The sequence below is a fragment of the Pseudomonas sp. PONIH3 genome (assembly GCF_002934345.1).
Classification (GTDB): Bacteria; Pseudomonadota; Gammaproteobacteria; order Pseudomonadales; family Pseudomonadaceae; genus Aquipseudomonas; species Aquipseudomonas soli.
Window position 1 is genome coordinate 1,870,007 of the sequence record NZ_CP026386.1, and the last position, 12,532, is coordinate 1,882,538.

The 12,532-nt window shown below is 65.2% G+C and carries 14 protein-coding genes; 6 read left to right on the top strand and 8 right to left on the bottom strand.

Annotation, left to right across the window (positions count from 1 at the left end; translation table 11 throughout):
* Positions 1 to 80 precede the first annotated feature (80 nt).
* Together C3F42_RS08500 and C3F42_RS08505 are read right to left on the bottom strand one after the other, a co-directional pair.
* A complete protein-coding gene (locus C3F42_RS08500; RefSeq protein WP_094010679.1) occupies positions 81 to 2,156 on the bottom strand; it encodes an LTA synthase family protein in 2,076 nt (691 codons plus the stop codon).
* 186 nt (positions 2,157 to 2,342) lie between these two features.
* Positions 2,343 to 2,534: a PLDc N-terminal domain-containing protein gene (locus C3F42_RS08505; protein WP_023629733.1), complete on the bottom strand. Its 192-nt coding sequence runs from the start codon at positions 2,532 to 2,534 to the stop codon at positions 2,343 to 2,345.
* A 127-nt stretch (positions 2,535 to 2,661) separates the two neighbouring features.
* On the opposite strand from C3F42_RS08505, the gene C3F42_RS08510 reads away from it, so the two are divergent.
* Entirely contained in the window at positions 2,662 to 3,600 is a 939-nt protein-coding gene (locus tag C3F42_RS08510) for a ZIP family metal transporter (protein WP_094010680.1), read from the top strand.
* Positions 3,601 to 3,648: 48 nt separating this feature from the next.
* Here the strand turns inward: C3F42_RS08510 and C3F42_RS08515 are convergent, their stop codons facing one another.
* Complete coding sequence (locus C3F42_RS08515) at positions 3,649 to 4,179, bottom strand: hypothetical protein (protein WP_094010681.1); 531 nt, start codon at positions 4,177 to 4,179, stop codon at positions 3,649 to 3,651.
* A 59-nt stretch (positions 4,180 to 4,238) separates the two neighbouring features.
* Entirely contained in the window at positions 4,239 to 4,760 is a 522-nt protein-coding gene (locus C3F42_RS08520) for an ankyrin repeat domain-containing protein (RefSeq protein ID WP_023632147.1), read from the bottom strand.
* Between the two features lie 269 nt (positions 4,761 to 5,029).
* On the opposite strand from C3F42_RS08520, the gene C3F42_RS08525 reads away from it, so the two are divergent.
* Entirely contained in the window at positions 5,030 to 5,302 is a 273-nt protein-coding gene (locus tag C3F42_RS08525; protein ID WP_023632146.1) for a DUF3509 domain-containing protein, read from the top strand.
* A 74-nt stretch (positions 5,303 to 5,376) separates the two neighbouring features.
* On the opposite strand, the gene C3F42_RS08530 is transcribed toward C3F42_RS08525, so the two are convergent.
* From C3F42_RS08530 to aroC, 3 genes are all read right to left on the bottom strand, one after another.
* Positions 5,377 to 5,913, bottom strand: a complete 537-nt coding sequence (locus C3F42_RS08530; RefSeq protein ID WP_104444269.1) for an oxidase — start codon at positions 5,911 to 5,913, stop codon at positions 5,377 to 5,379.
* Positions 5,913 to 7,067 carry an MFS transporter gene (locus C3F42_RS08535; protein WP_104444270.1) on the bottom strand — a complete coding sequence of 385 codons (1,155 nt, stop codon included), beginning with the start codon at positions 7,065 to 7,067 and terminating at the stop codon, positions 5,913 to 5,915. The genes C3F42_RS08530 and C3F42_RS08535 overlap by 1 nt, the downstream gene beginning before the upstream one ends.
* Positions 7,068 to 7,200: 133 nt before the next feature.
* Positions 7,201 to 8,292: a chorismate synthase gene (gene aroC, locus C3F42_RS08540; RefSeq protein ID WP_104444271.1), complete on the bottom strand. Its 1,092-nt coding sequence runs from the start codon at positions 8,290 to 8,292 to the stop codon at positions 7,201 to 7,203.
* A 143-nt stretch (positions 8,293 to 8,435) separates the two neighbouring features.
* On the opposite strand from aroC, the gene C3F42_RS08545 reads away from it, so the two are divergent.
* Together C3F42_RS08545 and C3F42_RS08550 are read left to right on the top strand one after the other, a co-directional pair.
* Complete coding sequence (locus C3F42_RS08545) at positions 8,436 to 9,395, top strand: alpha/beta hydrolase (RefSeq protein WP_104444272.1); 960 nt, start codon at positions 8,436 to 8,438, stop codon at positions 9,393 to 9,395.
* Between the two features lie 151 nt (positions 9,396 to 9,546).
* On the top strand, positions 9,547 to 10,329 hold the full coding sequence (locus tag C3F42_RS08550; RefSeq protein WP_094010686.1) for a hypothetical protein: 783 nt from the start codon (positions 9,547 to 9,549) through the stop codon (positions 10,327 to 10,329).
* Positions 10,330 to 10,396: 67 nt separating this feature from the next.
* On the opposite strand, the gene prmB is transcribed toward C3F42_RS08550, so the two are convergent.
* A complete protein-coding gene (prmB, locus tag C3F42_RS08555) occupies positions 10,397 to 11,305 on the bottom strand; it encodes a 50S ribosomal protein L3 N(5)-glutamine methyltransferase (RefSeq protein ID WP_023631550.1) in 909 nt (302 codons plus the stop codon).
* Positions 11,306 to 11,484: 179 nt separating this feature from the next.
* Between prmB and C3F42_RS08560 the strand changes: the two genes are divergently transcribed.
* Entirely contained in the window at positions 11,485 to 12,075 is a 591-nt protein-coding gene (locus tag C3F42_RS08560; protein WP_046856594.1) for a cysteine hydrolase family protein, read from the top strand.
* An 88-nt stretch (positions 12,076 to 12,163) separates the two neighbouring features.
* Positions 12,164 to 12,484, top strand: coding sequence for a hypothetical protein (locus tag C3F42_RS08565; RefSeq protein ID WP_023631548.1), 321 nt, complete (start codon positions 12,164 to 12,166; stop codon positions 12,482 to 12,484).
* Positions 12,485 to 12,532: the final 48 nt, after the last annotated feature.

Genomic DNA, 12,532 nt, shown 5'->3' on the forward strand with positions numbered 1-12,532 from the left:
AATGTTCAGCCGCGTGCATGACAACCACATGAAAAAAGCCCGCCGGTCAACGGCGGGCTTCCTGAGGCCACTAGGCGCTACTACTTCGGCGTGCCGTGGACGACGCCGGCGGTGTTGTCCAGCAGGCTCTTGGTAGCCGTCTGGATGTAGGCCTCGAGCTTCTGGAGCATCTCCGGCTGGTCGGGGCTTTCGATCAGCTCGGCCTTGAACTCCCGGCCCAACTGGTAGCGATACATCCGCGGGGTCATGTCCTTGGACTCGATGAGGATGCGGTCGCCCTGCACCAGGCCAACGATCTGCTCGCTGCCAGACGGCTTGATCATGCCCACGCCCTGGTCGCCCTCAGGCAGGTTGAGCAGATCGCGGCCCCAGCACTGGTGGCGGGCCTGGCCACCGAGACGGCCCATGATGGTCGGCACGATGTCGACCTGGGTACCCACGGTATGGTTGACAGCGCCAAACTTCTCCTGGATACCTGGGGCGATCAGCAGCAGCGGCACGTTGAAGCGGCCAAGGTCCAACTCGGTGACCTGCTGGTGGTTGCCAAAGCCGTGGTCGCCGACGATGACGAACAGCGTGTCCTTGAAATACGGCTCCTTGCGTGCCTTCTCGAAGAACTGGCCCAGCGCCCAGTCGGAGTAGCGCATGGCGGTCAGGTGCTCGTCCAGGCGGCCCTGCCCGGTGACCTTCTCCACCGGCAGGTCCTTGGGCAAGGCATACGGGGTGTGGTTGGAGAGGGTCTGCAGCAGCGCGTAGATCGGCTTCTTGCCGTCATGCTTGGCCAGCTCTTCGTTGCCACGGTCGAACATGTCCTGGTCGGACACGCCCCAGGTCGGGTCGGAGAACACCGGATTGACGAAGTCGTTGCGGCCAATGAAGGTGGTCATGCCCTGGTTGCCGAAGAAACCGGACTGGTTGTCCCAGGCGAAGTCACCGTTGTAGACGTAGACGTCGTCATAGTCGCGGGCGCTGAGCAGCGCTGGCAGGCCGGACAGCTTGTGGCCGCCTTCCGGGGTCTGCATCAGGTATTCGAAGCCCGGCAGGTTGGGGAAGCAGGCCATGGTGGCGAACATGCCCTGGTGGGTATGGGTGCCGTTGGAGAAGAAGCGGTCGAACAGCAAACCCTCCTTGGCCAGCTTGTCGAAGTACGGGGTGATGTTGTTCGGGCTGCCCAGCGCGCCGACCGAGTGACCGGCGAAGCTTTCCATGAGGATCACCACGACGTTCTTGACCCCCAGCGTGTTCGCCGCAGGCGGCACGAAGTCACGGCGGATCGCGGCCTCGTCGGCATCGACCAGGGTGTCGTTGGCGGTCAGCAGCTGCTCGCGCACGGTCTGTGTGGCCAGCGGCTGGTCCAGCACGGGCTTCCAGATATTGCCGCGGTCTTCGCCAAAGCGGCTCTTTGCGGCATCGATCAGGGTCAGGGTGCCGTTCAGGCCCAACTGGTTGACGAAGTTGGAGTCGGTGGTGAAGGCATCACCCCAGCGCATCGGCGGTCCCTGGCGCAGGGTGCCACGGGCGGCGACCACGGCCACCAGCAGGACCACCATGAACACCGCCAGGCGCCCGTACCAGGGCGCCAGCTTGGCGCTGCCCAAAGCCTGGGCACTGCCGTTGCGGCGGGTCAAGCGATCGATGCCCTTGAACAGCAGGCTCAGCAGCCAGGTGCCGACCAGCCAGGCCAACAGGTAGCGGACCACCGGGAAGCCGTACCAGAGCATGCTCATGACGGTCTTGGGGTCTTCCTTGATGTACTGGAACACCAGGCCGTTCAGGCGCTGGTGGAACTCGCGGTAGAAGTCCATCTCCATCAGGCCGAGGAACATCACCACGCTAGATGCAATGGTCAGCCAGAAGCGGAACAGGCCACGGCGGGCCATCAGCCAGGGGCTGAGCAGCGCCAGCAGCAACGGGATGCTGATGTACACCACCACGCGCAGGTCGAAGCGCAGGCCGTTGAAGAAGCCCTCGGCAACGGTCGAGTATGGCGTGTCGCCGATCATGTCGCTGTTGTAGACCAGCAGCGCCAGGCGCACCAGGCTGAGCATCAGCATGATCACCAGGCCACTGAGCAACGTGTAGGCCAGGTGGGATTTCAGGGTCGGCGAGAACGAGCCTCGCACACCCTGTTGCTTCAAGGCGTCCGTGTTAGCCATGAATGGAGAGGTCCTAGGATTGCGGTTTGCGGGAAGGCGAAAGCGCCAATAGCCTGGTGGTCTGGCCCTTGTGGGCAAGGTGAGACCAAGGCCGCATTGTGCGGCGCGGATTTTCAAAAATCGAGTGTGAAAATTTTGTCGAGAGCAGCCTGTCCTTACAAAGTTACACAGTTGCGAGGTGAGGCCTCAGATCCGCACATTGCCCCGTGGCCCGGCGATCGCCCAGATGATCAGCCCCAGCACCGGCAGCAGCAGGATCAGCAGGATCCAGAGCACCTTGATCCCCACCTCGGCGCCGCTCTTGAGCACATTGAGAATGGCCCAGATGTCCAGGGCCAGGATGATCAAGCCAACCAGGCTGTTGAAGGTGGAACCCATGATGCTGCTCCCGCACGGTGTGTGTGCTGCAGAGCATAGCTGGCTATGGCCCCGATAGAAGGGAATCCTTGGTCGGGAATGCCGGTCAGTGGATAGACTGCTGATATCCACTGCTCTCGAGGTTCGCATGCCCCCTGCCCACACTCAAAGCGCCAGCTCTGACTCCATCCTCAGCGCCTGGCGGCACCAGGCCGTGCAGGCTCCCTGGCTCAGCGCCGGCCTGGTGCTGAGCCTGCTGGCCATCGGCGCATTGCTGCTGGCGAGCATCTGGAACGCGGTCAACGGCGATCATGCCGACCACCTGCACCTGGCACTGCTCGGCGGCCTGTCCGGCTTCGGCGCCACCGCCCTGGGCGCGGTGCTGGCGGTGATCCTGCGCGACGTCAGCGCGCGCACGCAGGACGTCATGCTCGGTTTTGCCGCTGGCATGATGCTCGCCGCCAGTTCGTTCTCGCTGATCCTGCCGGGGCTGGATGCTGCCCGCGAGATCACCGGCAACGGCCCGGCGGCGGCCTTCACCGTGGTGCTGGGCATGGGCCTTGGGGTGCTGCTGATGCTGGGCCTGGACCGCTTCACCCCACATGAGCATGAAAGCACCGGCCCCTGCGGCCCGCAGGCCGAGCGGGTGAGCCGGGTTTGGCTGTTCGTGTTGGCAATCACCCTGCACAACCTGCCCGAGGGCATGGCCATCGGTGTGAGTTTCGCCAACGGCGACATGGCCATCGGCCTGCCGCTGACCAGCGCCATCGCCATCCAGGACATCCCCGAAGGCCTGGCCGTGGCCCTGGCACTGCGCGCCACGGGGCTGTCGAACTTCAAGGCTGCGCTGGTGGCGATTGGCTCCGGGCTGATGGAACCGCTGGGCGCGGTGATCGGCCTGGGCATCTCCACCGGCTTCGCCCTGGCCTACCCGATCAGCATGGGCCTGGCAGCCGGGGCAATGATCTTCGTGGTGTCCCACGAGGTGATCCCGGAAACCCACCGCAATGGGCACCAGACCGCGGCAACACTGGGGTTGATGGGCGGTTTCGCGGTGATGATGTTCCTCGATACCGCGCTGGGTTGACAGGCCGGTCGCGGAGCCCGCTCCCAGGGGCTGCGCGGCGGCTACGGCTCAGATATGCACTGCCACCTTCAGCGCTTCCAGCGCCGGCTCCACCTTGATACCAACGGCCTCGCCCAGCTCCAGCACACGGGCCAGGTCGTGCTGCCCGACCATGATCATCTGCAGCTCATCGTCGAGTAATTGGCTGAAGTTCAGCAGCACGTAGCCACCGGCTTCCTTGTTCAGCGCACCCATCTGCACCTGGATGCGGTTGAGCGCGGTGAGCGCCTCGGTGCGCGCCAGCTGCTTGGGCTTGAGGGTGAAGGGCACGCTCTTGTCGAACGAGTCGCTGATCTGCTGGAACAGGTCCTGGTAGTTGTCGGCCTGGAACAACACGGTATCGGGCAGGCTGCCGACCACCACCCATTCACCCAGCGGGAAGGGAAAGGTGTCGTCGTAGTTGATGTCCGGATTGGCGGCGAGGAAGGCGGCGGGGTCGGCGTAGGCCTCGGCGGCCTCGGCGGCGATGCGCTCGATATCTTCATCGCGCATGCAGCCGGCGCCGATGAGACTGATGAATTCGAGCAACTGGTCTTTCATGGGGGGCCTGCGGGTTGGCGTGAAAGGCGCCAAGGATAGCCGCAAAAGCCCCCAGGGAGTTAGCCGGCCAATGCTTCGAGACGTGCCGCGCTATCCATCGCCCCCATGGTGCGGGCCGCCATCAGCGCAGTGGCGCCGGCGGCATCGCGGTGCGCGGGGTCGGCACCCTGGGCCAACAGATAGTCGATGATCTCCAGGCGGTTGAACATTGCCGCCAGCATCAATGCGCTACGACCGTCAGCGGCGGCGGCATCCACCGGCACGCCGTGTTCCAGCAGCAGGCGGATCATCGCGAGATCACCCTTGAAGGCGGCGCCGGCTATGGGCAACTGGCCGTTGTCATTGGCGATCAGCGGGTCGGCACCATGGGCCAGCAGCACCTGCACGGCGTCATGGTGACCGTGGTAGCTGGCCAGCATCAGCAAGGTGTCGCCCTTGTGGTTGCGCAGGTTGGCGGGCAGGCCGTTATCGAGCAGGCGGCCGAGCATTGTCGCGTCGCCGCGGCGGGCGCGCTCGAAAACCTCCTCGGCGAAGGCTGCGGCTTCTTCTGTGGTCATGGTGGCGGGCTGGTGATCGAACATCGAGAACCTCCTGGCATCTGGCAATGGGCCCAAGTGTCCATCAGGCAGCAACGACAGGTCCAAGGTTCAGATTCTATCGGCGACAGAGAGCCAGGCTATGACCGTGCAAAATGCACTGTGCAAAATGCACGGGCGTGCAGAATGCAATGCAGGCATCTGCAAAATCAAACATAACATATTGATTTTAAAAGACTTTATTTTAACAAAAGGCTGGCACGGTCACTGCAATCATCAACTCAAGTCTGCCAGTACAACAGTCAGGAGTTGATATGGACCTCATCCAGCAAAAATTCGCCTCGCTCTTCACCGCCTATCAGGTTGCTACTCAGCCGCGACCCGACGGCGGCGTGTTGCTGACCCTGCGCGCCAGCGACGGCGTGGTGACTCGCCGGGTGCTGTCCTATGCGCAACTGCACAGCGCCGAGCAACTGTCGTGGGCGATCAGCGCCATCCGCCGCGACCTTGCCGAACAAGCGAGCGAGCTGCCGGTGATTTCCATGCTGCAGAGCCAGCAACGCTTCGCCCTGCCCACCTACCGCTAAGCGCGCAACCCGTTCGCGGGGCAGCTTCTGCTCACCCTTGGAGGGTGTGAGCAGAAGCTGCCCCGCGAGTTCATTCAGAGTTCGTCGAAACCTACAAATTGCCGCGCCATTGCATCCCCGGTGAAGCGTGGCTGCACACCCTGCTCGCTGCCGAACAGGCGTAGCGCCAGGCAGAATGGGCTGGCCCCCAGGTCCAGCCAGCGATGCGTGCCGGCCGGCACCAGCAGCACGTCATCTTTCTCGCACAGCACGGCATACACCGCGCCGCCCAGGCGCAGGCTGACCTGTGCACGCCCGCTGATCATCGCGAACACTTCATCGCTGTCATGCACATGTTCATCACGCAGGTCGGCCTGGCTCAGGTCGGCGCCATCGCGGCTGACCACGCCAACTACCACGCTGCCGTGCTCGGTCATCAGTTGGTCGAGCGGCCCACGGCACGCCGCGACCACTTCATCCTGGCTGCTGCCCGGGCGCAGGCGCGCGCCGGACTGCCAGCGGCCGAAGCGCACGCCCTGCTCGGCCAGGGTCGCGGCGATGTCGTCGTGGTGGGTCAGCACCTTGTGCGGCAGGTCCGGACTGGACAGGTCGAATACGCTGAGGATGCTCATCAGGGGTGGTTCCTGCTTTCTTTGAGTCGGAAGGCAATGATAACGGCTGCCGCGAGCGCCGCGACGCTAGCCATACCAAAGGTGAAGTGTGGGCCCAGCAGTTTCCAGCTGTAGCCCGAGTACAGTGCGCCCAGGGCACCGCCGGTGCCTGACAGCGCCGCATACAGCGCCTGGCCCTGGCCCTGTTGGCGAGCGCCGAAGGTGGCCTGGACAAAGGCGATGGCCGCGGCATGGAAACAACCGAACGTGGCCGCGTGCAGTACCTGGGCGAACACCAGCACCGCCGGGATATCCGCCAGGTTGCCAAGCAACAACCAGCGCAGCGCCGCCAGCAGGAAGCTGGCCAACAGCACCTTGCGCACCGAGCAGCGGGCGAAGATCCGGCTCATGACCATGAACACCAACACTTCGGCCACCACGCCAAGCGCCCACAGCAAGCCGATGGCACCGCGGCTGTAGCCCAGGTGCTCCAGGTGCAGGGTAAGGAAGGTGTAGTACGGCCCGTGGCTGAGCTGCATGAGGGCCACGCACACATAGAAGGCCAGTACCCCAGGCGCCCGCACCTGCCTGAGAAAGCCCCCTGCCCCGCGCTGCTCGGCCTGCTCGACGGGTTGCGCATTGGGCACCCAGAGGCTGGCGACGACGATACCGGCCATGATCGCCACCAGCGCCAGCGGGTAGATGTCCAGGCTCAGCCATTCGAACAGGCGCCCGAGGCCCACCACGGCGAGGATGAAGCCGATCGAGCCCCATAGCCGAACCTGGCTGTAACGCGAGGTCTGGCCATGCAGGTGGGCCAGGGTGATCACTTCGAACTGCGGCAGCACCGCGTGCCAGAAGAAGGCGTGCAACGCCATGACCAGCGCCAGCCAGGCGTAGCTCTTGCCGAAGAAGATCAGCGAGAAGGTCGCCAGGGTCGACAGCGCGCCCAGGCGCACGATCAACAGGCGTTGGCCGCTGCGGTCACCGAGCCAGCCCCACAGGTTGGGAGCAATGCAGCGCATGAGCATGGGGATGGCCACCAGTTCGCCGATGCGCGCCGGGGAGAAGCCCAGGTGGTCGAAGTACAGGGCCAGGAACGGCGCGGTGGAGCCGAGCAGGGCGAAGTAGAAGAGGTAGAAGCTGGAGAGACGCCAGTAGGGGATGGAGGACATCGTTCGGCCCTTGGTGATGACCTGTTCCTGCCCTATCGCCGGCAAGCCGGCTCCCACAGGTCCGCTGCAGGACTCAAGCCTGCGGTATTCCTGTGGGAGCCGGCTTGCCGGCGATAGGGCCAGCGCAGGCGGATCAGAGCTGGCCCAGTACCGGGGTGCCCACCCTCACTTCGGCATTCTGCGCCCGGTGGCGCAGCAGGTGATCCATCAAGGCGATGGCCATCATCGCCTCGGCGATCGGCGTGGCGCGGATGCCGACGCAAGGGTCGTGGCGGCCTTTGGTGATCACCTCCACCGGGTTGCCATCGACGTCGATGGAACGGCCCGGGGTGGTGATGCTCGAGGTCGGCTTGAGCGCCAGGTGGGCGACGATCGGCTGGCCCGAGGAAATGCCGCCGAGGATGCCGCCGGCGTTGTTGCTGAGGAAGCCCTCGGGCGTCATCTCGTCACGGTGTTCGGTGCCGCGCTGGGCGACACTGGCGAAACCGGCGCCGATCTCCACGCCCTTGACCGCATTGATGCTCATCAAGGCATGGGCCAACTCGGCGTCGAGGCGGTCGAAGATTGGCTCGCCCAGGCCCGGCATCACGCCTTCGGCGACCACGGTGATCTTCGCCCCCACCGAATCCTGGTCGCGGCGCAGCTGGTCCATGTAGGCCTCGAGCTCCGGCACCTTGTCCGGGTCGGGGCTGAAGAAGGCGTTTTGCTCCACCGACTCCCAGGTCTTGAACGGGATCTCGATCGGCCCGAGCTGGCTCATGTAGCCGCGCACGCGGATGCCCTGGGTGGCCAGGTACTTCTTGGCGATGGCGCCGGCCGCCACGCGCATGGCGGTTTCGCGCGCCGAGCTGCGGCCACCGCCACGGTAGTCGCGGGTGCCGTACTTGTGGTGGTAGGTGTAATCGGCGTGGGCCGGGCGGAACAGGTCCTTGATCGCCGAATAGTCCTTGGACTTCTGGTCGGTGTTGCGAATCAGCAGGCCGATCGAGCAACCGGTGGTACGGCCTTCGAACACGCCGGAGAGGATCTCCACTTCGTCCGGCTCCTGGCGCTGGGTGGTGTGCCGGCTGGTGCCGGGCTTGCGCCGGTCGAGGTCGTACTGCAGGTCGGCAAGGGAGATTTCCAGACCTGGCGGGCAGCCGTCGACAATGGCGACCAACGCCGGGCCATGGCTTTCGCCAGCGGTGGTGACAGTGAACAGCTTGCCGTAGGTATTGCCGGACATGGACGCTCCGCGAATCAGCCTGAAGTGAACGAAAGCGGCAGTATACGGAAAACCGCGTGGCTGTGGTTGCCCAGCGATGGGGCCCGCGAACCTTCACGATGACCCAAGGTCGAATCAGCAACGTCCCACGTAGTACCCCGCCCATGAAGTCGCGCCTCGCCGCCCTGCTCCTGCTGTTCTGCACCTGCCTCGCCCAGGCCGCCCCCACCGTGCTGCAACGCCCCATCGATCTGGACACCGGCCAGGGCGTGCTGCATGGCAGCCTGCTGTTGCCGCAGCAGGCCACGCCGCCCCCGGTGGTGCTGATCATCGCCGGCTCCGGCCCTACCGACCGCGATGGCAACAACCCTGCCGCCGGGCGCATCGACAACCTCAAGCGCCTGGCCCTGCTGCTGGCCAGCGAACACATTGCCAGCGTGCGCTTCGACAAGCGCGGCGTGGCCGCCAGCCAGCCGGCCACCCCCGACGAACGTGACCTCAGCGTCGAGCGCTATGTCGCCGACGTGGTCGCGTGGGGCCGCGCACTCAGGCAGGATCCACGCTTCGGCCCGCTGATCCTGGTCGGCCACAGTGAAGGCGCACTGATCGCCAGCCTCGCCGCGGAACAGGCCGGCGCCAGCGCGGTGATCACCCTGGCCGGCAGCGGTCGGCCGGTGGCAGACGTGCTGCGCGAGCAGCTGGCCCAGCGCCTGCCGCCAGCGCAATTGCCCGCTGGCGTGGCGCTGATCGACCGCTTGCAGGCCGGGCAGACCAGCCTCGACGTGCCCGCGCCGCTGCGCCAGGTGTTCCGCCCCAGCGTGCAGCCGTACTTGATCACCTTGCTGCATCAGGACCCGGCGGCGGCCTTCGCCCGCCTCAAGGTGCCCGCGCTGATCGTCCAGGGGCGTAACGACATCCAGGTAGAGGTAGCCGATGCCGAGCGCCTCAAGGCAGCCAAACCCGACGCGCAACTGGCGCTGATCGACGGCATGAACCATGTGCTGCGCATCAGCCCCCGGGGCATGACCCAGCAGCGTGACAGCTACCGCAACCCCGAGCTGCCGCTGGCGCGTGAGCTGGGGGAGCGCATCGTTCTGTTCATCCGTGGGTTGCCACAGGCCTGATACCTGTCCTCAGGTATTGACCAGGCCTGCCGATAACGCGGCTGAGAAGGCAGTGATTCGGGGCCCACGCGCCCTGATCGCGGGCAAGCCCATACCTACAAGGGCCTTGTAGGTACCGGCACCCGGCCGCCGTGCACCTGAGGATTCCCTGATGACCGATGCCCCCGCCGCCGAGGCGACCGAAGAACAAGCGCCGGAAAGCGCCCCGCTGCCCTGGGCGGACCTTGCTGCCGAGCACTTCCAACTGCTACGCCTGGCCCCGCTGCCGACTGACCGCAACATCGGCGCGCGTCCGCTGCGCTTCGTCCAGTTCGGCTACGCCGAGCGCCACGACAAGGCCCATAGCCTGTTGCGCATGGAAATCCGCCTGCCTGGGCAGAAGGTGCGCAAGGAACAGAACCATCTGGACATCCGCGTCGACCACGAAACGCGCACGGTGCGCATCGGCGACCCGGCCGGCCTGCAGCTCGAACCGCTCAACCGCGGCCTGGGCCGCTACTTGCTGGCGCAGGCGGTGCAATGGCTGCAGCAGCGCTGCTCGCACTATCGGGTCGAGGGCATGAGCTTGCCAAACAAGGACGCGCTGAACGAAGACACTCGCCTGCGCCGCGACCACGTGCTGCGCGGCGTCGGCCTGGAGGTGGAATACACCGACGGACAACTGCTCAAGGGGCGCCTGGTGGAAACGCCGGTGGGCCAGCTCAAGGGTGGCTGGAACACCGAGAAGGTGCAGCGCGTGGACAACCTCGAGGCCGCCGGGATGTTGCAGCAGGCCGAGCAGAACCTGATGGAGAAGGAAGCGCAGCTGCGCGAGCGTGACGAACGGGTGGCCAAGTACCGCCGCGAAGACAGCGGCCTGCGCTTTACCATCACCTGCCTGGTGGCCTTCGCGGTGTTCCAGGCCGGGTTGCTGATCTGGATCGCCACCCGCTGATATCGCCATCGCGGGGCAAGCCCGCTCCCACGGAGATTGCATTCATCCTGTGGGAACGGGCGCGCAGTCAGACCCGCGCCTTGAACAACTCCTGATGCTGCCGGCACTGTTCGGCCGTCAGCATGAACACGCCGTGCCCACCGCGCTCGAACTCCAGCCAGACGAAGTCCACCTCGGGGTAGAGCGACTCGACGTGCACCTGGCTGTTGCCCACTTCCACGATCATCAGGCCTTTGTCGGTCAGATGGTCGGCCGCCTCGGCCAGCATGCGCCGCACCAGGTCCAGGCCATCGTTGCCACAGGCCAGGCCCAATTCGGGCTCATGGTGGTATTCGGCCGGCATGTCGCCGAAGTCTTCGGCATCAACGTACGGTGGGTTGGACAGGATCAGGTCGAAGCGCTGCCCCGGCAGCCCGGCGAAGCCATCGCCCTGCACGGTGTACACACGCTCCTCAAGGCCATGGCGCTCAATGTTCTGGTTAGCCACCGCCAATGCGTCGAAGGACAGGTCGGCCAGCACCACTTCGGCGTCCTGGAACACATCGGCGGCAACGATGCCGATGCAGCCGGAACCGGTGCACAGGTCGAGAATGCGCGCAGGCTCGGCGGCCAGCCAGGGCTCGAAGCGCTTTTCGATCAACTCGCCGATGGGCGAGCGCGGCACCAGCACGCGCTCGTCGACAATGAACGACATGCCGCAGAACCAGGCCTCGCCCAGCAGGTAGGCGGTCGGTACCCGCTCGTCGATACGGCGTTTGAGCAAGTGCTGTAGACGTACCCGCTCGTCATCCTCGAGTGCGCAGTCCAGATAGCTGTCGGCCACCTCCCAGGGCAGGTGCACCGCACCGAGCACCAGCAGGCGGGCTTCGTCCCAGGCATTGTCGGCGCCATGGCCGAAGAACAGGTCATGCTCATGGAAGCGGCTGACCGCCCAGCGGATGTGGTCGCGCAGGGTGCGCAGGCGGGATGTGATCACGGGGTACTCCTTTTCTGACAGGACGAAAGTCTAACAGCCCACACCACACAAATGTTCGCTCCTATGGCCGAATGGATAGCCACAAGCCAGTAACCACGCCGCCTGCGCTGTCAACCATTCACATTGGCGCCAAGGCAAGGGAGAATAGGTACACAAAAGCCCTACCCAAGGAGCCCTTGATGTCCGTTCCAACCACGATGTTCCGCCTCACTGGCCGCGACTACCCGCCGGCCAAGCTGAGCCAAGCCAGCCTGATCGTCATCGATGCGCAGAAGGAGTACCTGAGCGGTCCGCTGGCGCTGTCGGGCATGGACGAGGCCGTGGCGAACATTGCCAGGTTGCTCGACGCCGCCCGCAAGGCCGGTCGCCCGATCATCCATGTCCGCCACCTCGGTACCGTTGGCGGCCGTTTCGATCCGCAGGGCCCGGCGGGCGAGTTCATTCCCGGGCTGGAGCCGCGCGAAGGTGAGGTGGTGATCGAGAAACGCATGCCCAACGCCTTCAAGAACACCAAGCTGCACGAGACCCTGCAGGCCTTCGGCCCGCTGGACCTGATCGTCTGCGGTTTCATGAGCCACTCCAGCGTCAGCACCACGGTGCGTCGCGCCAAGGACTATGGTTATCGCTGCACCCTGGTCGAAGATGCCTCTGCGACCCGTGACCTGGCCCTGAAGGACACCGTGATCCCCGCCGCGCAGATCCACCAGTGCGAGATGGCCGTGATGGCCGACAATTTCGCCTGCGTCGCGCCCACTGCCAGCCTGGTCTGAACCACGACCGCCCGGCGGACGGGCGGAACCTCAAGATGACCCGCAGGTCGAAATCCGGATCAGCACCACCCGATCCTGAGGAATTCGAATGAAGCTCAAAGGCAGTTTCGATGCCAAGCGCCTGCGCCAGCGTGAGCCGAGCAACTGGGGCGCGCGCATCGCCGCAGCACTCTCGGTACTGCTGGCCACCTTGGGCATCCTGCTGGCCATGGCCGGCTTCGCCGGTTTGCTGGGCAACTACGCCGCCCTGGCCGAACTCAATGCCAACCGTCCATTGTCGGCAACACTGACCGTCGTCGGGCTGGCGCTGCTGTACTTCGGCGTGCGCCTGTGGCGGCGCAGCCGTATCCGCCTGCGCCGCGGGCGCGAGCTGAACCTGTCGCCGCACCTGATGAAGAAACACGACTGATGCGCCGAGAGCGGGGCCAGGCTTGCCCCGCGATGACAGTCGCGTAAA

What these genes read in the sequence shown, in the direction of transcription:
- aroC (WP_104444271.1), bottom strand. Translation starts at nt 8,292, where the DNA reads ATGTCCGGCAATACCTACGGCAAGCTGTTCACTGTCACCACCGCTGGC.
- C3F42_RS08530 (WP_104444269.1), bottom strand. Translation starts at nt 5,913, where the DNA reads ATGAGCATCCTCAGCGTATTCGACCTGTCCAGTCCGGACCTGCCGCAC.
- C3F42_RS08525 (WP_023632146.1), top strand. Translation starts at nt 5,030, where the DNA reads ATGGACCTCATCCAGCAAAAATTCGCCTCGCTCTTCACCGCCTATCAG.
- C3F42_RS08565 (WP_023631548.1), top strand. Translation starts at nt 12,164, where the DNA reads ATGAAGCTCAAAGGCAGTTTCGATGCCAAGCGCCTGCGCCAGCGTGAG.
- C3F42_RS08545 (WP_104444272.1), top strand. Translation starts at nt 8,436, where the DNA reads ATGAAGTCGCGCCTCGCCGCCCTGCTCCTGCTGTTCTGCACCTGCCTC.
- C3F42_RS08500 (WP_094010679.1), bottom strand. Translation starts at nt 2,156, where the DNA reads ATGGCTAACACGGACGCCTTGAAGCAACAGGGTGTGCGAGGCTCGTTC.
- C3F42_RS08535 (WP_104444270.1), bottom strand. Translation starts at nt 7,067, where the DNA reads ATGTCCTCCATCCCCTACTGGCGTCTCTCCAGCTTCTACCTCTTCTAC.
- C3F42_RS08550 (WP_094010686.1), top strand. Translation starts at nt 9,547, where the DNA reads ATGACCGATGCCCCCGCCGCCGAGGCGACCGAAGAACAAGCGCCGGAA.
- C3F42_RS08515 (WP_094010681.1), bottom strand. Translation starts at nt 4,179, where the DNA reads ATGAAAGACCAGTTGCTCGAATTCATCAGTCTCATCGGCGCCGGCTGC.
- C3F42_RS08560 (WP_046856594.1), top strand. Translation starts at nt 11,485, where the DNA reads ATGTCCGTTCCAACCACGATGTTCCGCCTCACTGGCCGCGACTACCCG.
- C3F42_RS08510 (WP_094010680.1), top strand. Translation starts at nt 2,662, where the DNA reads ATGCCCCCTGCCCACACTCAAAGCGCCAGCTCTGACTCCATCCTCAGC.
- C3F42_RS08520 (WP_023632147.1), bottom strand. Translation starts at nt 4,760, where the DNA reads ATGTTCGATCACCAGCCCGCCACCATGACCACAGAAGAAGCCGCAGCC.
- C3F42_RS08505 (WP_023629733.1), bottom strand. Translation starts at nt 2,534, where the DNA reads ATGGGTTCCACCTTCAACAGCCTGGTTGGCTTGATCATCCTGGCCCTG.